Source organism: Mesorhizobium sp. M0633 (assembly GCF_040320645.1).
Taxonomy (GTDB): Bacteria; Pseudomonadota; Alphaproteobacteria; order Rhizobiales; family Rhizobiaceae; genus Mesorhizobium.
Map to the genome: position 1 here is coordinate 18,350 of NZ_JAMYQC010000048.1, position 17,755 is coordinate 36,104.

The 17,755-nt window shown below is 61.2% G+C and carries 17 protein-coding genes and 1 pseudogene; 3 read left to right on the forward strand and 15 right to left on the reverse strand.

Annotated features, from left to right (window positions below; translation table 11 throughout):
• Nucleotides 1-318 precede the first annotated feature (318 nt).
• From NKI47_RS31635 to trbB, 14 genes are all read right to left on the reverse strand, one after another.
• On the reverse strand, nt 319-1,671 hold the full coding sequence (locus NKI47_RS31635; protein WP_352595159.1) for a hypothetical protein: 1,353 nt from the start codon (nt 1,669-1,671) through the stop codon (nt 319-321).
• Nucleotides 1,672-1,877: 206 nt separating this feature from the next.
• On the reverse strand, nt 1,878-2,570 hold the full coding sequence (locus NKI47_RS31640) for an RNA polymerase sigma factor (protein WP_023679398.1): 693 nt from the start codon (nt 2,568-2,570) through the stop codon (nt 1,878-1,880).
• Between the two features lie 378 nt (nt 2,571-2,948).
• On the reverse strand, nt 2,949-3,236 hold the full coding sequence (locus NKI47_RS31645) for a DUF2274 domain-containing protein (RefSeq protein ID WP_352572196.1): 288 nt from the start codon (nt 3,234-3,236) through the stop codon (nt 2,949-2,951).
• Nucleotides 3,224-3,385 (reverse strand): DUF2274 domain-containing protein, encoded by a 162-nt coding sequence (locus NKI47_RS31650; RefSeq protein WP_502896937.1) that lies wholly within the window; start codon nt 3,383-3,385, stop codon nt 3,224-3,226. The genes NKI47_RS31645 and NKI47_RS31650 overlap by 13 nt, the downstream gene beginning before the upstream one ends.
• A complete protein-coding gene (locus NKI47_RS31655; protein ID WP_352595162.1) occupies nt 3,382-4,596 on the reverse strand; it encodes a TraB/TrbI/VirB10 family type IV secretion system protein in 1,215 nt (404 codons plus the stop codon). Before NKI47_RS31655 ends, NKI47_RS31650 begins: the two co-directional genes overlap by 4 nt.
• On the reverse strand, nt 4,593-5,663 hold the full coding sequence (gene trbG / locus NKI47_RS31660; protein WP_352595165.1) for a P-type conjugative transfer protein TrbG: 1,071 nt from the start codon (nt 5,661-5,663) through the stop codon (nt 4,593-4,595). Before trbG ends, NKI47_RS31655 begins: the two co-directional genes overlap by 4 nt.
• The gene (gene trbF / locus NKI47_RS31665; protein ID WP_352595167.1) at nt 5,660-6,346 is read right to left on the reverse strand and encodes a conjugal transfer protein TrbF; all 687 of its coding nucleotides are present in this window, start codon (nt 6,344-6,346) and stop codon (nt 5,660-5,662) included. The genes trbG and trbF overlap by 4 nt, the downstream gene beginning before the upstream one ends.
• Nucleotides 6,343-7,713, reverse strand: a complete 1,371-nt coding sequence (gene trbL, locus NKI47_RS31670) for a P-type conjugative transfer protein TrbL (protein ID WP_352595170.1) — start codon at nt 7,711-7,713, stop codon at nt 6,343-6,345. Before trbL ends, trbF begins: the two co-directional genes overlap by 4 nt.
• Complete coding sequence (trbK-alt, locus tag NKI47_RS31675; protein ID WP_352595173.1) at nt 7,710-8,081, reverse strand: putative entry exclusion protein TrbK-alt; 372 nt, start codon at nt 8,079-8,081, stop codon at nt 7,710-7,712. Before trbK-alt ends, trbL begins: the two co-directional genes overlap by 4 nt.
• Before the next feature lie 12 nt (nt 8,082-8,093).
• Nucleotides 8,094-8,843: a P-type conjugative transfer protein TrbJ gene (gene trbJ / locus NKI47_RS31680; protein WP_352595174.1), complete on the reverse strand. Its 750-nt coding sequence runs from the start codon at nt 8,841-8,843 to the stop codon at nt 8,094-8,096.
• On the reverse strand, nt 8,840-11,347 hold the full coding sequence (gene trbE, locus NKI47_RS31685; RefSeq protein ID WP_352595177.1) for a conjugal transfer protein TrbE: 2,508 nt from the start codon (nt 11,345-11,347) through the stop codon (nt 8,840-8,842). The genes trbJ and trbE overlap by 4 nt, the downstream gene beginning before the upstream one ends.
• Before the next feature lie 9 nt (nt 11,348-11,356).
• Entirely contained in the window at nt 11,357-11,620 is a 264-nt protein-coding gene (locus NKI47_RS31690; RefSeq protein ID WP_352595179.1) for a VirB3 family type IV secretion system protein, read from the reverse strand.
• Nucleotides 11,620-11,883, reverse strand: a complete 264-nt coding sequence (locus NKI47_RS31695) for a TrbC/VirB2 family type IV secretion system protein (protein ID WP_352492921.1) — start codon at nt 11,881-11,883, stop codon at nt 11,620-11,622. The genes NKI47_RS31690 and NKI47_RS31695 overlap by 1 nt, the downstream gene beginning before the upstream one ends.
• Before the next feature lie 74 nt (nt 11,884-11,957).
• On the reverse strand, nt 11,958-12,974 hold the full coding sequence (gene trbB, locus NKI47_RS31700; protein WP_352595185.1) for a P-type conjugative transfer ATPase TrbB: 1,017 nt from the start codon (nt 12,972-12,974) through the stop codon (nt 11,958-11,960).
• Nucleotides 12,975-13,521: 547 nt separating this feature from the next.
• Here trbB and NKI47_RS31705 point away from each other — a divergent pair.
• Entirely contained in the window at nt 13,522-13,779 is a 258-nt protein-coding gene (locus tag NKI47_RS31705; RefSeq protein ID WP_352502877.1) for a type II toxin-antitoxin system VapB family antitoxin, read from the forward strand.
• Nucleotides 13,779-14,166, forward strand: a pseudogene (locus NKI47_RS31710) (type II toxin-antitoxin system VapC family toxin). The gene NKI47_RS31705 and the pseudogene NKI47_RS31710 overlap by 1 nt, the downstream one beginning before the upstream one ends.
• A gap of 225 nt (nt 14,167-14,391) precedes the next feature.
• Here the strand turns inward: NKI47_RS31710 and NKI47_RS31715 are convergent.
• The gene (locus NKI47_RS31715; protein WP_352595188.1) at nt 14,392-15,447 is read right to left on the reverse strand and encodes a GSU2403 family nucleotidyltransferase fold protein; all 1,056 of its coding nucleotides are present in this window, start codon (nt 15,445-15,447) and stop codon (nt 14,392-14,394) included.
• A 722-nt stretch (nt 15,448-16,169) separates the two neighbouring features.
• On the opposite strand from NKI47_RS31715, the gene NKI47_RS31720 reads away from it, so the two are divergent.
• On the forward strand, nt 16,170-17,069 hold the full coding sequence (locus NKI47_RS31720) for a hypothetical protein (RefSeq protein WP_352595191.1): 900 nt from the start codon (nt 16,170-16,172) through the stop codon (nt 17,067-17,069).
• Nucleotides 17,070-17,755: the final 686 nt, after the last annotated feature.

The window sequence follows — 17,755 nt, forward strand, 5'->3', positions numbered from 1 at the left end:
ATCTCGCATGCATTCGGCTCCAGGAAATGGGCCCACCCTGCGCAGCGGCGACCTTTGTCTGGAACATCCTGATAGAGTGCCAGAGGCTTTGGCGTTATTCCGGCGCCACGCGCCGCAGGCTGGCCCGTCATGCAGGAAGCAAGCCCGCCTCCACCGGCATGGCGACGCCGGTCATCGATACCTTCAGAAACTTCCGACGAGACAGCGTCTGGCTTGGCACGCTGTGTGCCGACCAGCGATTTGCCTCACTACGATCACCGTTCATAACCTTTCCTCCCAATCGACATCCGAGGAACGCCGACGCCGTCAAGTGCTGGGTCAAATCGACTTGAGGTACTCGATCAGGTCACTCTTTTCCTGATCGGTCAGATCAAGGCCCAGATGGTCGTCATAATGCTTGATGACGTCATTGAGGGTGGCGAACCGCCCGTCGTGGTAGAAACCGCCCTTGTGGATTTTTTCCGTGTTCCAAAGTGCACGCAACGATGCCGTCCTGTAACGCTCGTCCGGGGATCGCATCGCCTGGAAATCGTCGATCCCGATCTCATCGGCCGTATGCAGGTTCCATCCCGGCTCGGTGAATAGTGGCGGCACGTGGCAAGTGCCGCATTTGGCCTTGTCGTTGAAAAGTGCCTCGCCTTTCTCCGCCGCCGCACTGTCGAAGGCGCCCTCGGGCGGCTTCGGGGTCGGCAGCGAAAGCTGATAGAAGTGAAGCGCCGGCAGCTTCGCCGTGATCCGGTCTTCCTCGTCCTGCTTGTGGCCCTGTTTCGTTCTCGCTGCGACCGGATACTTCTCTGTATCGTCCAGGCGCGGATCGTAGAAAACGCCTTTGCCGTGCATTTCGAGATTGCCGACATAGGCGTTCCAGTAGCTCACCGTGCCCCAGGCTCCGGTCCATGTATGGTTGTTCACGCCGGCCAATCCGAAGGCGGGTGGATTGAGCGTGGCGGCCGTCTTGCCGTCCGGCCGGAATGCCTTGCCGTCGAGGTTCAGTTCAGCATCGAATTTGCCAGGGCCCCATGCTTCCACCGCCTTCTTCACCTCCGCTTCGGATATCTGCAGCATTTCGGTGAACGCCGTGAGGTCAGGCGCCAATGCAACGACAGCGCCTATATTGAGGTCGCGGTTCGGCCAGCCGTCCAGCCTATGCCCGATGCCTGGCGCATATGCGTCGTCAACGGTCGAATGGCACACGGCACATTGTATGCCGACCGAAGTCAGCGTCTTTCCGTCCTCGGCGAAGAACCCGGTGACCCCGACAACGGCATTGGCTTTGAGCAGGAGAAGCGTGCTTGCAGGATCGGTAAGGTCGACCTCACCTTTGTCGAGAGCTGCAGCCACATCCTTCGGAATTGCATTGACATCGACCTTGAGGCCAAGTTCGAGAGCCATTTCCGGACTGAGGCCAGGTCCGACCCCGCCCAGTTTCTCCCCGGCGATCGCCTCATGGAGCTTGAGCTTGCCGCCCCAAAACTCCTCGCTACCAAAGGTATCGAAACGGAAAGTCTCGCGACCTTCCTTGAGATATCGCTTGGCCTGCTCGGCCGTGGCGGCGTCAAAATCCTTTCCACTGACCGATCCTTTTGCGCCCGTCTGGGCAGCGGCCGGAATCAAAGCCGCGGAGACCAGAATGACCAAGGAGACACCAATACGATTGAACCGTGCTGACACTGCCTTGTCCTCCCGAACATTGTTTTCCAGTTGGTCTACCCGTTCGGCGACGTCCCGATTGCGTGGCTACCGAATCTGGCTGACAATATTGGATGACCGAACCGTCAAAACGTTCCCGCGTCCGGCGCGAAGACCGATCGATCGATAGAGCATGGACCTTCTGCCGGCATGGGAGAGAGAGGCGCAGAAAGACCTTCCGCACGCAGTCAGGCTGGAAAACGAAGGCGATCTATAACGGTGTCGATTAGTCGCTCGCAGCGTCGGCCCTTGAAGGGGAAGGCATTGAGCAGCACGGGGCCAATCTGCTCGTCTAGCTCTTGGCGAAGGAGACGGCGAGCGCGATGGAGCCGCGTCCGCACTGTCTCGGGACGCACGCCGAGCAGTTCCGCTGTCTCGTCATTAGAGAGTCCTTCGATTGCTCGGGCAATAAGAACAACGCGGTAGGCGGGGGGCAGCCTATCGGTTGCCTGTTCGACCAAGCTCAGGATTTGTCGTTGCGCCACCGTTCGCTCTGCGTCCCCGGAATGCTTGTCGAGAGCAAACTGTATGACTTCGGCATTGGCCCGTGCCGCGGATTTTGCAAAAGCTGCCGCGCGCCGACTCCTTCGCAAGCGTCCTAGTGCCTCGTTGACGACGATCCTGCAGAGCCATGTCGACAATGCCGATTCTCCTCGAAACTCGGCAAAGTGGGCGAAGGCGTTGACATAGGCTTCCTGAACGATGTCCTCGGCTTCGCTGTCGTCGTCGGCCAATCCACGCGCGATACGGTAGAGGCGCTGGTTGTGCATCTGCATGATGGTTCGTAATGCGTCCGCGTCGCGCGCCAACGCGCGGCGGACCAGTTCCACATCCTTGGAATTGCGCCCGTCATCGCCCCTGTCGATGCGTGGGTCGGACATGACAACTTATCTAATCACCAATTCGGTGCGGTCACAGCAAAAAAGGTCCTAGTCGACTCTTTCATCAGTGGAAGGCAACAGGCAATCAAACACAGCGGCGAGAAGCAAGCCGACGGCGCCTATCATGCCGACGATGCTATGACGCTTCATTACCCGCCCTCCAAGCACAGCGTCCATCAAATGCCGGGTTTCCGGCTAAGAGCAGTCATACGCGCTTCTAGGAAATGAAGGTCGCCTTCGGGTCACGAGCGCTGGTTGGGCCCAATGTCCGGTTTCTGGAAGGAAAATGGGTCCCGGAAGGTCAGGATTGGGTCCATGAGTGTGAGTTCAACCGAGGGCGAGCGAACTTCCGCTTAGGGTAAAGCCACCAGGACAGCTTCAGGCGGAGCCATCACCTTCAGCACCGCTTCGTGTCGTACTGCTGGCTGGAGACGCCCCTCGTTGACGGGCACGGCCGGCCTTCGCCTTACGGCCGCGCCAGCCGCGATCCGAACGGACGAAGGCTTCCAGCATGTGCGGAATCAGGGCTGCGGCGTCCACGGGTTCGTAGAGCCGGCTGTGTTCGGCTGCATACTGGTCGAGTTCCTCCTTGAGCGGTTCCGACAGGGAGATGGTCATGCGGACGACGCCAACCTTCGGCAGCCGACCGAGCCTCAGATCCGGCATGGTTCACCTCCTGCTTGTGAGACAAAGACATGTTGACTGTTCAGATAATCGACATAGGCAACGAGGTCGCGATGAACGGCGGCAGGCAGTTCGACGGTGATCTTGACCGGACGGTCATCGGGAATGGCAGAAAGTTTCAGCTTGGTCATGATGGATCCTTTGGCGTGCCGTAAGGCACAAGAAGAAGGTCGCGATTGACAATCACGCGAACCGGGAAACCGGGCCGCACGGTGAGCGTCGGCTGGACATTGAGCTGATTGCGCACGAGCTGCTGGCCAATATCGGAGGCCGAATCCTGCGCGCTTTCGCGGATGGCCTTGGCGATTTCCCTTTCGTCGTCGCTGGACCCAAGCGATGTCCCAATGCCCAGCAATGTCGAGAGTGCTGCGGCCCGGAACATCTGGCCCCAATGACGGTCGACCTCGTCCTCCAGCCCGGAAAATCCTTCAGCGTCTGCGCCCTGCTGGCGCTCCAGCACGATCGAGGTGCCGTCAGGCATGATCAGCCGGTTCCAGACCAGCAGCACGCGCGACTGGCCGAAGGCGACGTGGCTGTCGTACTGGCCGATCAGCCTCGCACCCTGCGGGATCAGGAGATGGGATCCTGTCGGGCTGTCGTAGACATTTTCCGTGACCTGAGCGGTGATCTCGCCGGGCAGATCGGAGCGGATGCCGGTGATAAGGGCAGCTGGAATGACGCTGCCGGCTTGCACCACATGGGGCGAGGCCTTCTCGGCGAGCCGATTGGGGCTGACTGTACGACGGTCTGGCTCGGCATTGACGAAGGCCAGCTTGCGATCCTGCACGTTTTGCGCGGCGCCAGGATCGATTGGTGGCGGCCCCGGCGGCGGAGTCAGACCAGATTGGGTGTCCGGTTCTATGACTCTGGTGCCAGCATTCTGTCGTGCGGGACCAGGTCTCGTATTCGTATCGGTGAAGAGCTTCGCCACGCGTGCGGCCTCGATCTCGGCCAGTCGGCGCTGCTCCTCCGGATCTGCGCGCGGTCCACTGACGTTGGACGCCCCAATCGGTTGGCGGCGCTCCTTCGCGCGCAAGATCGGCCGGCCCAAATCGCCAGGCAGCGCGGGGCCGAGTTGCGGAACACCGGCATAGTCCTTCGGCAGCTTCTGTAGCCCGTCGGCCGTTGAGCGGTTTTCGGTGGTGAAGAGCTCGGGCGGCTGTTCGGTTCCGCGCTGTCTGGTGTCGAGCGCCCAAATCAACGTGCCGAGGATCACAGCGCTGGCAACTCCACCAACGCCTATCAGCACCTTGCGCGACAGTCGCGTGACCCTGGCCGGTTCGGGCCGAAGGCGCAGTTCCGCTCGAATGTCCTGGTTGGGTGCATTTGCAGGGTCGCTCATCGGAACAGCCTCGTGCTAGGCGAGGTTCGTTTGCCGTCCGTGCGCACGATGCGGACGCGCTTTTCGCTTGTTTTGTCGCCGAGCCTCAATTCAGCGGCGGCAAACAGCCGATCAACGACGTAGTAGTTCTGGCGAGCACGGTAGTTGACCAGCTCCGAGCCGCCCGATGGGCCGATGACGAAGAGCGGCGGCATTTCACCTTGCGCTATGCCCGACGGGAACTCGATATAGACCTTTGCACCGTCATCGAAGGCGCGAAGCGGCCGCCAGGGTGCGGCATCGCCCTCGATGCGGTAGCGGAAATTCAGTTTCTGGAGGTCGACGCCGGTCGCGACCGGCTTTGCGGCGGAAGCCTGCGCATTCTGGCGCCGCAGCGCAATCAGTTGGTCCTGCGGATACTGCCAGGAGACGGAGGCCATGTAGGTCTTTTCGGTCGAGCGGAGCTCGAGATGATAGGTGCGGCGGTCGCTATTTATGACCAGGTTGGTCTGGAGGTCTGGCCGTGTCGGCTTCACAAGAATATGGACCTGCTGGCGCTCCCCTGCCCCACTTTGCGTATCGCCGATGATCCAGCGCACTGTGTCACCGGCGGCGACTGGCCCGGAGCCGACAAGCTGCTCGCCGGGCTGCAAGGCGATGTCGGTGACCTGGCCGGGTGCGGCGTAGACCTGGTAGAGCGCGCCCTCACTCCAGGGATAGAGCTGGATGGCATTGACGAAACCGTCGCGAACCGGCTGCATGCGCGCGGCCTCATTGGCCTGGCTGATCCGCTGCTTCGGATCGGCTGGCTCCGGCTTCACCTTCGGGTTCGTGGCCTCGACCGGTTTCAACTGACCAGGCAGCGGAAGCAGTTTCGGCACTTCCACCACCTTGACCGGACCAGGCGGGTCGACCCTGCGCACGGCAGGCACCGCATCGTCGTAGGCGATTTCCGGCGGAATGTATTTCTTCGATGCACAGCCGGCGAGCGCCGTTGCCGACAGCAATGCCAGGGCAAGCCTACGTGCCTTGGGCGCATTGCGCGTGGCCGGTCTCGCCGATGTTCTTGTTGGTGCTGCACGCATCATGAAAACTCCTTCGACCAGCTGATGGCGTTGACATAGACGCCAAGCGGATTGACTTTGAGCCGGTCAGCGTCGCGGGGTTGCTGAATCACGATTGTGAGGATTGCGGTCCAGCGCTCGGTGCCGGCCAGGTTGCCGTTCTCGTAGCGGCGCTCGATCCAGGCGACGCGGAAAGAATCCGGCGAAGCACGGATGACGCTGGAAACCTCGATGGCGATCTGGAGTTTGCCCAATTTGGCAAACGGGTCGTTCAAGCGAGCGTAATCATTGAGGGAAATGGCGCCGCGGTCTGTGGTGTAATCGTAGGCGCGCAGCCAGTTTTGGCGGACGATGACCGGGTCGGCCGGAATGCTTCTGACCTCTTCGATGAAGCGGGCCAGATGCCAGGCGATCTGCGGATCGGTCGGCCGATAGTCGGCAATGGCCGGGGCGACAAGCTGCGCCTCGCCAAACTTGTCGACCTGAACCACCCAAGGAATCACCGAACCGCGCGTCGATTGCCAGACCAATGCGGATGCAAAACCGCCGGCCAGGACGAGCGAGCCGAAGGCCATCAGCCGCCAGTTTTTCGCCTGGACGCGAGCCGAGCCGATGCGCTCGTCCCAAATCTGGGCTGCACGCTGATATGGCGTCTCAGGGTGAGGCGTTTTTCCGTAACGAACAAAAGGGCGTCTAAAGGGGGTCATCGGCGGTCGTCCTGATCGAGGGAAACATTCATTGAGCCGCCGCCATCATCGCTCGAATGAACTGAATGCGCGGCGATGCTGGCGCCATGGCTCATGGCCTGGCCGCGCTTCATGCGTTTTGCCCATGCGGGCGGGGCGTCGGCACTGGTTTGGGTGGTCGACCAGTCACCGGAGGAAGCCGTTCGCGACGATCGCTCTCCACTCGTCGTAGCCCAAGCTGCCAAGCGGGCGGCCTCGTAGCTATCGGACAGGGCTGACGCGGCGCGCGACATTGCCTGCTTGACGGGTTGAACGGCAGCGCTGGCACCAGCCTTTGCGACACCCGCCATGCCGGCGGCGATTGAGCCTGCACCACCTCTTCCAGACGTGGCTGCGGCGAGTTCCCAGGCGGCCGAAGTGCTGCCGGCCAGATGCGCGCCACTACGTGCGGCGGCTGCCGACATGCGCCCGCCTGCACTGAGCCCGCCTGCTGCGCCGCCTATTGCGGCGCGGGCGCCCATAGCGCCGGCTACGCCAAGGCCACCAACGGCGAGGCTCGTGCCAACAGCGGCACCTGCGCCCAGTTGCGGAGCACCCGAAACCAGCCCCGTCGCGATGCCTGGACCGAAGATCGACAGGCCCATCAGCGACAATGCGCCGAGAACAAGCGACAGCGCATCGGTGATCGTCGGTTGTTCGGCACCAAAGCCTTGAGTGAACTCGCCGAACAGGCCCGAGCCGATGCCGACGATGACGGCGAGCACCAGGATTTTCACGCCGGAGGCAACGATGTTGCCGAGCACTTTTTCAGCGAGGAAGGCGGTCCGGTTGAACAGCGCAAAAGGGATCAGCACGAAGCCGGCAAGCGTCGTCAGCTTGAATTCGACCAGCGTGACGAAGATCTGTACGGCGAGAACAAAGAACGCAATCAGCACGATCGCCCAAGCAATCATCAGGACCACGATCTGAACAAAATTCTCGAAGAACGAGACGTAGCCCATCAACTGGCTGGCGGCTTCGAGGATTGGATTGCCGGCATCGACGCCGACCTGCGCGACGCGGCCCGGCTGCAGCAGTGCGGCGCCCGATAGTGCCGAACCTCCCGCCTTCAGACCGAGCCCGGAAAAGCTCTCGAAGACGATCCCGGCCAGACGATTGAAGTTGCCGATGATGAAGGCAAAGAAGCCGATATAGAGCGTCTTTTTCATCAGTCGGTGCAGGACGTCCTCATCCGCACCCCAAGCCCAGAACAGGCCGGCAATCGTGATGTCGATGACGATCAAAGTGGAGGTGAGGAATGCGACCTCGCCGCTGAGCAGCCCGAAGCCAGAATCGATATAGCGGGTAAAGGTCTCCAGGAAGCGATCGATCACGCCGGTGTCGTTCATGGCGCCACCGTTTCCGGATGCAGCCGGTCTTCCGCGCGAGGCGGAGTTGGCGGTTGGAGCGGCAGCATTCGGCTCTGGTCCTTTTCGATCCACGGAGCCGCGTTTGGCGCGATGGGGCGGAGGGATGGTTGCAGGAAGCGTCGGCGGCTTTCCGCCCAGGCTCTCCTGCAGGCTTCGTCGTCAACGGCCGCCATGCCGATGGCCCGGCATCGGGCAAGCTCGACCTTAGCCGGCTCGCCGCCCGGATATGCGGAGCGCGGGGAGGACGCGTCGTGCGAGCCGTCGCCGCGCAGCGCCATGGAGGCGGCGGTCATGGCGGTGCCAAGGGCAAGAACGGCTGCTATCCGGGCGGCGATCTTGAGATCCATGCGATTCTCGCCTCAGTCGTGGAACATTTTTACCGATGACGGGCTGTAACTGCTGCCCGTCATGAAACGGCTGAACTGTTCGCGTGCCTGCTCCTGCGCGGCCGCCCGCCTCGCCTGCTCAAGGGCTTCGGCTCGCCCTTGTGCGGCCAGCATCGCAGTGAGATCGGCAACTTGCTTGGCTTGCACGGCGAGGAGCTGGTTGCCGGCCTGCGTTGCCTGAAGCACGCCGACGGCCGACTGGCTGGCACCGACCAGCGCACTCGTCTGCTCTTGTGTCCCGGCGATGTTGTCGACCGCGACGGCGCCGGTTTTCAGCGAATGCTCAAAGGCAGACACCGAGGTCTGCCATCGTTGACGCGCGCCGTTGACAAGCTGCTGGCTGGAGAGATCCGAACCGAAATTCTTGTAAGCGGAGGTAAACTGGCTCTCGATGTCCTGGACGCTGTAGGCCAGCTTCTCGGCCTCGCCGAGCAGGCTCTTCATCTCGGAAAAATTGCCCTCGATCTGGCCAAGCAGCGAGGTCGGCAGCGACGTGAGATTCTTCGCCTGGTTGATCAGCATCTGCGCTTCGTTTTGCAGCGAGGTGATCTGGTTGTGGATCTGCTCCAGCGCACGCGATGCCGAAAGCAGGTTTTCGGCATAGTTCCTCGGATCGAACACGATCAGCGCCGATGCTGGTGCCGATGACAGCGCCATGGCGACGGCGATGGCGCCGGCTGCCGCCTTGCGACGGATTCGGCTGCCTGCAAGATTGGAATTCATGACGAAATCTCCTCTGTGGACTGGTCGATCACGTTGGTGAGACCTGGGATGAGGTCGGCCGCCCAGGAGAGACCGCGCTCCGCTAGCCAGGCCTCGAGGAAATGCTCTCGGCCGGCCTCGGCGATTGTCCGGTCGATCGCGGCCTGGTCTGATTTGGACGATGTGGCGCAGAGCGCCAGCGCGATCGGACCGAGTCCCAGTTCGAACAGACGGTTGCCGCGGCGGCTTTGACAGTAATAGTCGCGCTTCGGTATCGCCCGGGCGATGATCTCGATCTGACGATCGTTGAGACCAAAGCGTCGATAGATCTCGGCGATCTGCGGCTCGATAGCGCGCTCGTTCGGCAAGAACAGCCGCGTCTGGCAGCTTTCGACGATTGCCGGCGCGATTGGCGATCCGGCGATGTCGGAAAGCGACTGCGTGGCGAAGACCACGCTGGCGTTCTTCTTTCTCAGCGTCTTCAGCCATTCGCGCAGCTGGTCGGCGAAACCGCCATCGTCGAGCGCCAGCCAGCCCTCGTCGATGAGCAGCAGTGTCGGCCGGCCGTCCATCCTCTGCTCGATGCGGTGGAAAAGATAGGCAAGCACCGCGGGAGCAGCACCCGTGCCGATCAGGCCCTCGGTTTCGAACGCCTGGACGGAGGCTTCGCCGAGACGCTCATACTCGGCATCAAGCAGCCGGCCAAAAGCGCCGCCGATGCAGTAGGGACCAAGCGCCTGTTTCAGCGGCGAGGACTGCAGCAGCACGGACAGGCCAGTCAGTGTCCTCTCCTGGACTGGCGCAGACGCCAGCGACGTCAGCGCCGACCACAGATGTTCCTTGACCTGCGGCGTGATGGGCACGCCTTCGCGCAGTAGAATGTCGAAAAGCCAGTCGGCCGCCCAGGCCCGCTCCGGCGTATGATGGATGCGGGCAAGCGGCTGCAGCGACACGGTGTCAACGTCGTCCGACAGATCGGTCAAAGTCAGCAAGGGCAACGGATCGTCAGACCCCTGCCCGCTTGCGGTATCGCTTCCGAGATTGTGCCAGTCACCATTCATGGCGAGTATGGCCGCGCGGATTGAGCCGCCGAAATCAAAGGCAAAGACCCGGCTGTTTTCGTAGCGCCGGAACTGAAGCGCGATCATCGCCAACAGGACCGACTTGCCGGCGCCCGTCGGGCCGATGACGAGGGTGTGGCCGACGTCTCCAACATGCAGGCTGAACCGGAACGGTGTGGCGCCCTCCGTTCTGGCGAAGAACAGCGGCGGCGCTCCAAGATGCTCGTTCTCGATCGGACCTGCCCAGACCGCGGAGAGTGGAATCGTGTGCGCGAGGTTGAGCGTGGAAAGCGGCGGCTGGCGAATATTGGCATAGACATGGCCAGGAATACCGCCCAGCCAAGCTTCGACAGCGTTGACGCCTTCGGCGATACAGGTGAAGTCCCTGCCCTGAATGATCTTTTCGACCAGACGCAGCTTTTCGCCGGCGATCGACGGATCGGCATCCCAGACCGAAACGGTGGCGGTGACATAAGCTTCGCCGATCTGGTCAGAGCCCAGGTCCTGGAGCGCCGCGTCCGCATCGGCCGCCTTGTTGGCGGCGTCCGTGTCGACGAGAACGGATGCCTCGTTGGTCATCACCTCTTTGAGGATCGCGGCGACGGATTTCCGCTTCGCGAACCACTGACGGCGTATCTTCGTCACCAACTTGGTCGCGTCGGTCTTGTCCAGCATGATCGCCCGCGTCGACCAGCGGTAGGAGAAGGCAAGGCGATTAAGATCGTCGAGAATCCCCGGGAAGGTCATCGTCGGAAACCCGGTGATGGTGAGTGTGCGCAGACGCGCATCGCCAAGCCTCGGCTCTAACCCGCCGGCCAACGGCTGATCGACAAGCAGAGCATCGAGATGCATCGGCGTTTCTGGCACGCGAACGCGATGCCGCTTGGTCGAAATGGTTGAGTGTAAGTAACTCAGCGTCTCTCCGTCATCGAGCCAGTCAGCTTCGGGAACGAAGCCCTCGATGAGGTTGAGCACGCGGTCGGTGCGGTCGACAAAAATCTTCAGGAGCTCCCAAGGATCGACGCCGGTCTTTTCCCGGCCTTCGTAGAGCCAACTCTCCATGCGCGACGCTTCCTCGGCCGGAGGCAGCCACACGACGGTGAGGAAGTAGCTGCTTTCAAACAGCACACCGGAGTCTTCGAACTGTTCGCGACGCTCGATGTCGAGAAGTGCGGATGCGCAATCCGGGAACCGGCTGTCTGGGTAGCCGCTGGCAGGATTGCGCTGGGCTTCGACAAAAAGTGCCCAGCCGGAGCCGAGCCGGCGCAGCGCGCCGTTGAGCCGCGCGGTCGTGCCGACGAGCTCCGCCCGCGTCGCGGAGTCCAGATCCGGCCCGCGAAAACGCGCCGTCCGTTGAAAACTGCCGTCCTTGTTGAGCACCACGCCCGGCGCTACCAGGGCAGCCCACGGCAGATAATCGACGAGGCTGGCACTCTTCTTTCGATATTCCGCGAGGTTCATCATGGCGAAACCTCAACATCCGAAATGCACGGGATAGCGCAGGTGGCGGCGAACCACATCGACGAATTGCGCATCGCGCTTTGCCGCCCAGACGGCCACGAGATGTCCGACCGCCCAGATGATGAGCCCCGCGATCCACAAGCGAAGCCCCAATCCAATCGCGCCGGCCAGCGTGCCGTTGGCGATGGCGACCGCACGCGGCGCGCCGCCGAGCAGGATCGGTTCGGTGAGCGCGCGATGCACCGGCGCGAAAAAGCCACGGATCTCCTCATCCATCAGATCAGAGCTCCGCCACCGAAGGAGAAAAAGGACAGAAAGAACGAACTTGCCGCGAAAGCGATCGACAGCCCGAAGACGATCTGGATCAGCCGGCGAAATCCGCCTGACGTGTCGCCGAAGGCGAGCGACAAACCGGTGATGATGATGATGATCACCGCCACGATCTTGGCGACAGGCCCCTCGATTGACTCAAGGATTTGCTGAAGCGGCTCCTCCCAGGGCATGGAGGAACCGGCAGCATGGGCGGGCGCAATCGTCATGATCGCGGCGGTCGCCGCATACGACAGCTCCACGGCAAGTTTGCGGATAGCCGATGAATTGAAGCGGATCTGGGTCATTCTGAAGCTCCATAGGGAGAGTGGCGATTCACGGTCGTTGTGGTCTCGAAATTTGCTTCCAGGGTGCGGTAGTCGCCGGTGGCCGGATCGAGCCCGTCGACCAGGGCGATCTCGACGAGCCGGCGCGCTGAGCCGCGGCCAGCGAGAACTGCGATGAGATCTATGGTTTCGCCAATCAGTGCGCGCGGAACCGTAATGACCACCTCCTGCACGAGCTGCTCCAGTCGCCGCAGTGCGCCAATGGCAGAATTGGCGTGGATGGTGCCGATGCCGCCGGGATGGCCAGTGCCCCAGGCCTTCAACAGATCGAGCGCTTCCGCACCGCGTACCTCGCCGATCGGAATGCGATCGGGCCGAAGGCGTAACGACGACTTCACCAGATCGGAAAGCGAGGCGACACCGTCCTTGGTGCGCAGCGCCACAAGATTGGGCGCAGCACACTGCAGCTCTCGCGTATCCTCGATCAGCACGACGCGGTCGGCGGTTTTAGCGACCTCCGCCAGCAACGCGTTCACGAGCGTGGTCTTGCCCGTCGACGTGCCGCCGGCCACCAGCACGTTCTTCCGTGTCTTCACGGCAAGCTGCAGGACGCCAGCCTGGGCTTCGGTCATGATGCCGGCGGCGACATAGTCTTGAAGCGTGAACACCGCGACTGCCGGCTTGCGGATGGCGAAGGTTGGCGCCGTGACAACAGGCGGCAACAGACCCTCGAACCGTTCGCCGGTCCCGGGCAGTTCAGCCGAAACGCGCGGCGAGCCCGAATGCACCTCCGCACCGACATGGTGCGCGACCAGCCTGACGATCCGTTCGCCGTCTGCCGCGATCAGTATTTCATTGCTTGCAGCGAGTCCTTCGCTGAGATGGTCAACCCACAGGCGACCGTCGGGATTGAGCATCACCTCGACAATGGCTGGATCGTCAAGGAAGCCGGCGATCGCCGGGCCGAGGGCGGTGCGCAGCATGCGCGCGCCGCGCGATACCGCTCCCTTGCTGGCACGATAGTTGGTCGCCATGCGGGTCCCCGTTTCTCGCCACGAACTGGTTCTTGCCGCGGTCGGGGATCATTAGAAAAGGCAGGAGCGCCGGCCTTGCAACAAGCAAAGCCGGCGATCGTGGAATGACGTGCAGAGACTTGCGAAATGCGGCCGCGACCGCGATAGCTCAGCAACCCGGTGCCCGACTGGCCATCTCCGCTCCAGCAGAACATCCGGCTATATCTAGGGCCGCAAGCGAAGCCCGATTGGGAAGTCATTCTTGGCATCGACGTTCCAAGGATCGGCTCGACGTGCATGTTTTGCCGTCCGGCGAGGCGTTCTCGGTGGGTATGACCATGCCGGGGTGGAGGATCTGGTTCGGCGATTGGCAGCCCTTTCGCCGGCCGTTGTCGGATTGGAGTCGACAGGCAGCTTCGAGAGACTGGCGGTCGCCGCCTTGGCAGGCAACGGCCTGGCGATTGTCATGATCAATCCGGCGCGGGTGTAGGCGAGGCTAGCAGGTATGTTGAGGAGCCTAGAGAACTATGGTGGAAATTGCCAGAAAGGTAGATTTTTGGAGTTTCTCGTGTCCCTGAATATCAAAAATCCGGCCACCGTTGCTCTCGCCGATGAACTCGCACGCCGCCAGGGTATCAGTAAGACAGCAGCCATCCATCAAGCCCTTAGCGAGCGCTTGCATCGCTTGGGCTTTGGAGAGACCGCTCAGGAGCGTCTGCTGGCAGAATTGCGCGCCATCCGAGAAAGAGTGGCACGATTGCCTGAACTGGATACTCGCAGCGACGAGGAGATCATCGGGTATGACGAGCATGGAATCCCTAACTGATGGTGATCGATACCTCAGCTGTTGTAGCGATCCTTCGGAGCGAGCCTGAGGCAGCAAGGCTGGAACGAGCGCTGGTCTCCGACCCAATCCGACTGGTCCCGGCAACCGGGGTGCCCGAGGCACGCATGGTGCTGGTCAGCAGGCGCGGGCGAACACGCATTGGCCGAGATCGATCTTTGGCTGCGCAATATCGAGGCCGACATCATTCCTGTCGACTCCGAATTGGTTGATCTGGCGACCCAGGGTTGGCTGACCTACGGCAAAGGCCACCACCCGGCGGCGCTGAATTTTGCCGATTTCCTGTCCTATGCTTTGGCAAAGCGTGCAGACGAACCGCTGCTTTTCATCGGCAAAGACTTCTCCCAAACGAATATCGAACCGGCATGAGCACGAGACTCTAGGATCATCGGCTGTCTCCAGCTTGAACCCTGTAATAGCGCCAATTAGTTTCGATCCTGTCGGCTGGGCCTGCATCAAGGGGGTCGTGCCAATTGGTCCCAAAGCAGAGCAAGCTGGCGTCTTTCGTCCCTCCGATCTGGCGCTGCTGGGCCGCGTCTTCGATCGGTTGGAAGTTGAGGGCCAATCCAGCCGGCCAACATGTCGCTCAGACATTCACGGCCGCGGCGCTGCTTGTGCGAACAAATGATGGGCCTCGTCGAAAACGGCCCTTGGGAGGACCCGAAGCTCGCTTGCTTCGTAGGGGAGATGCTCGAGATACTGCGTCGTCAGCCGGGCAACCACTTGCGCTTGGGCCAGGTCGCGACGGCGCTTGATTGGCTCGCGATCAGCTCGTTTTGAGACCCAGAATTTGTGGGCGGCAAAAATACGCGGATCGGGTGCCACGAGCCGTAACGGTCCGCCTTTTTCATCGATGGCGATTGCTTCGAAAGCAGGGGCATTTTCCAACCATGCCAGGCCGGCGATCTCGGCGGCCACCAATTCGTCGTCAGCCTTCCCGATAGTTTCCCGGCTCGGCTTCCACGCCGGGTTTGCGAGCGGTTTGATCAGATCGACGAGATATCCGTCGCGGTTCACCGCGCGGAATGTGGCGGATGAACGCTCGAAAGACCGATCGACCTTGCGCAAAAGGTTGATGAGCGCTCCATCTTCGACGTTGGCGCCAGACATGATCCTGAGGGACTGGCGCGAGTCCATGAGAAGATCGATATCTTGCGTCGATGTGATTCCGGGATCCACGAACACTCCGGCCGCCGCCTCATAGGCGTAGATCGCATTCGTGCCTGCAATACGAATGCCTTCCCCGAGAAGACCGGCGTTATCGATTGCTCTGATAATTCTTGCGGCGATCAGGGGAACACGCCCAAGCCGGAGCGCGCGATTGACAGCAGATTGGCGCTCCATCTGCTCCTGTCGCGCAGAGAGCGTTTCTTGGGCGGACGCGCGAGCTGCTTCCCAATCCGCCTTGACAGCTTCGCTCGCCGGGGAGCGCCGACCCTCTGCCTTTTGGTGTCGTACGCCAGCGGCGTCGTAGTAGCTTCGCATCAAATGGTCGATGCCGTTCACGGTGTGCCAGACGAGGGATCCCCGAAAGCTCTTCGCCTTCCTTTGGGCCTCTTTGAGCGCAATGAAACGTTGGTCGGAATTGACTTTTTCCCGACGCTGATCGTTATTTAATTCAACAAAATCAATCAATTCAACAGTTACCATACGTTTAGCTCAGAGCTGTTGCAAGACACAATAGGCGGCGGAGCGCCCGATTGCAACAGCTCTCACGTGATTCCACTGCGACTGTTGAAGTAACTGTATTAATCAAAAAATATGACGACGGAGCGGCTTTTCTACGGCAGCGCAGTCGAAGCAAAAGCGCCGCTCGAACGCGGCCTTCGCTGGTTTTATTCGATCCCAGACCGGGCCGGTGCAAACGGTCTGAGAAAGCTACCAAGATGTGGTCATTCGTCACCTCAAGCCGATCCGCTCGATTTGCAACTCCGCGGATTGCCGTGACAAAGCTCCCTTTCCCCTCGGCTTGGAAATGCTTAGCTGTCGTCCCTATAAGACTTGGCGGCTTCATCGATCTTACGCCAATCGTTTCCGTGCCGCCGCACAAGCTCTCGCGCCTGGGCTGGCGATACACTTTGCGTTTCGACGATGTGGTTCACTTCCGTCTCCTCGCCTTTCAGGGGACGCGAACGAGGCATCGTTGGCCGTCTGGCCGCTGGGTTTTTGCATCTCGTCTGGGCATGAATGGACCTCTCCTGGAGCAGAATAAACGTCGGGTGCGGCGAAGATTTCCCCACGCTAGCTCGTTGAGCAGTTTCACCGATCGCCTCATTGGCTTCCCTTGCGGCTCTGACCATACGTTCTGGTGTTCTTGGACCCAAATGAGCTGCACCGCGTTGTTTGCGAGCAGTGCTGTGCTTCGCAATCTGATGGAAAAATCCGACGCCCCTGCTGCACCGCAGACAGTTCCTGGTGCCGAAGCGCGCTTTCCGTACGATCGAGCGGCGGTTGAGCGGTTTCGACAGGCATTCCCGCGCGCCAGGTGGAGTGACGAGCGCACAAGCTGGTTCGTGCCGGGAAAGACTGCCGCGCGGCGCATCCAGCGCTGGCTTGCGCAAGAGGCGGATCTACGAGCAGCACATGATGACAGCAAGGGACGAGACGCCTTCGCCTTCGATCCCCTGTCGAGCCGGTATCTGGAAGTCGCGGACGACCTGCGCATCCGCACGCCATATTCGCGGACGGTTCTCGAAGAACTGCGAGCCGTTCCATGGGCGAGCTGGGACGACGAACTGCGGGCCTGGAGGGTGCCTTTCCGCTCCTACGAGGAGTTGAGGCGCCATTGGCCAAGCATCGAAAGGGCCGCACGCCGCGCAGAACCGGAGGAGAGGAAACGGCGACGGGAAGCGTCCAAAGACTCCGAGGAATATAAAGCCGCCAGATTACGGTATGCCGAACGCAGGCGACGTCGCTATCCACTGCCCCCTGACGATTTACCCCAGCTTGGCCCTGCCGTGGCAACGGAGCAATACGGCGTCGTGGTCTTCACCGAGATTTCGGGCGAACTCGTCGCCTCGGAGCTAGCAGCGTTCTATCCGCATTTGATCGAGGCGAACGTCGACTATATCTGGGGCAGATGGCGTCCGGCGACCTTGACTGAATTGATTAGAACATGGCCCGCTCGGCGTGCTGCCGAGTTAACGGAACGGCAGCGAGGCTGGTGGCAACCAACGCTGCCCGAGCTCAGGATAGCTCGCCAAAAAGCCCGAAGCATGGCCCGAAGAAGGGCAAGGCTTGGGCCGCTTCCAGCGTCTGTCCGGTTGCTCTAGTGTTGAAATGTCAACCGATCGGAACCTTCCATGTGCAGCGATTGCGAACAACATATGAGCTGGCTGAACATTGCCCGATGATGGCGTCGCTGGCGTTGAAGATCGGGGCGCATGAAACCGAACTTGACCTGCCGTAGGCGCGCGACACCCGCATCAATGATCTGGCTCCAATAACCCGCGTGGCAGCTGAAGCCAGCGTCGGCGTTCTTCGAATTTACCGGACGAAGTACCCGAAGGCGAAGGATCTATTTTCGCTCCACGCTCCGCGTTTATGGCCATCGCCGACCGAGAGGAAGTTCGCCGCTCCGCTGACACGGGGCTGGGCGCGCCAAGGTCATCGCTGAATGTAAAGCCATTTCTGCAGGACGACGCACACAATACCGATCCGAGGCCAACTGGGAGTGCACACCAGCTTGGAATTGTGCGGAACCGTACGAAGCCGATTGCAAGCAACCAACCTGGTTGGCCGGGCATTAGCAAAGCATCAAATAGGAAAGCATCGGGAGGAAGACCATGCTGCACGTTAACATGCCTCGCGAATTTGAGGTCGGCGATGAGGTTGCGCTGGCAGGTACCGTCACGGCGATTCTCCCCAGCGGGCGCGCCAGGGTGAGCATTCCTTCGTATGACCATCCTTATACGATTGATCCGCCACCCAAAGTCCGGGCCGGCGACCGAGTGATTCT

Coding starts and splice junctions, on each gene's coding strand:
- NKI47_RS31640 (WP_023679398.1), bottom strand. CDS start 2,570: ATGTCCGACCCACGCATCGACAGGGGCGATGACGGGCGCAATTCCAAG.
- NKI47_RS31645 (WP_352572196.1), bottom strand. CDS start 3,236: ATGCCGGATCTGAGGCTCGGTCGGCTGCCGAAGGTTGGCGTCGTCCGC.
- NKI47_RS31650 (WP_502896937.1), bottom strand. CDS start 3,385: ATGACCAAGCTGAAACTTTCTGCCATTCCCGATGACCGTCCGGTCAAG.
- NKI47_RS31655 (WP_352595162.1), bottom strand. CDS start 4,596: ATGAGCGACCCTGCAAATGCACCCAACCAGGACATTCGAGCGGAACTG.
- trbG (WP_352595165.1), bottom strand. CDS start 5,663: ATGATGCGTGCAGCACCAACAAGAACATCGGCGAGACCGGCCACGCGC.
- trbF (WP_352595167.1), bottom strand. CDS start 6,346: ATGACCCCCTTTAGACGCCCTTTTGTTCGTTACGGAAAAACGCCTCAC.
- trbL (WP_352595170.1), bottom strand. CDS start 7,713: ATGAACGACACCGGCGTGATCGATCGCTTCCTGGAGACCTTTACCCGC.
- trbK-alt (WP_352595173.1), bottom strand. CDS start 8,081: ATGGATCTCAAGATCGCCGCCCGGATAGCAGCCGTTCTTGCCCTTGGC.
- trbJ (WP_352595174.1), bottom strand. CDS start 8,843: ATGAATTCCAATCTTGCAGGCAGCCGAATCCGTCGCAAGGCGGCAGCC.
- trbE (WP_352595177.1), bottom strand. CDS start 11,347: ATGATGAACCTCGCGGAATATCGAAAGAAGAGTGCCAGCCTCGTCGAT.
- NKI47_RS31690 (WP_352595179.1), bottom strand. CDS start 11,620: ATGGATGAGGAGATCCGTGGCTTTTTCGCGCCGGTGCATCGCGCGCTC.
- NKI47_RS31695 (WP_352492921.1), bottom strand. CDS start 11,883: ATGACGATTGCGCCCGCCCATGCTGCCGGTTCCTCCATGCCCTGGGAG.
- trbB (WP_352595185.1), bottom strand. CDS start 12,974: ATGGCGACCAACTATCGTGCCAGCAAGGGAGCGGTATCGCGCGGCGCG.
- NKI47_RS31715 (WP_352595188.1), bottom strand. CDS start 15,447: ATGGTAACTGTTGAATTGATTGATTTTGTTGAATTAAATAACGATCAG.
- NKI47_RS31720 (WP_352595191.1), top strand. CDS start 16,170: ATGGAAAAATCCGACGCCCCTGCTGCACCGCAGACAGTTCCTGGTGCC.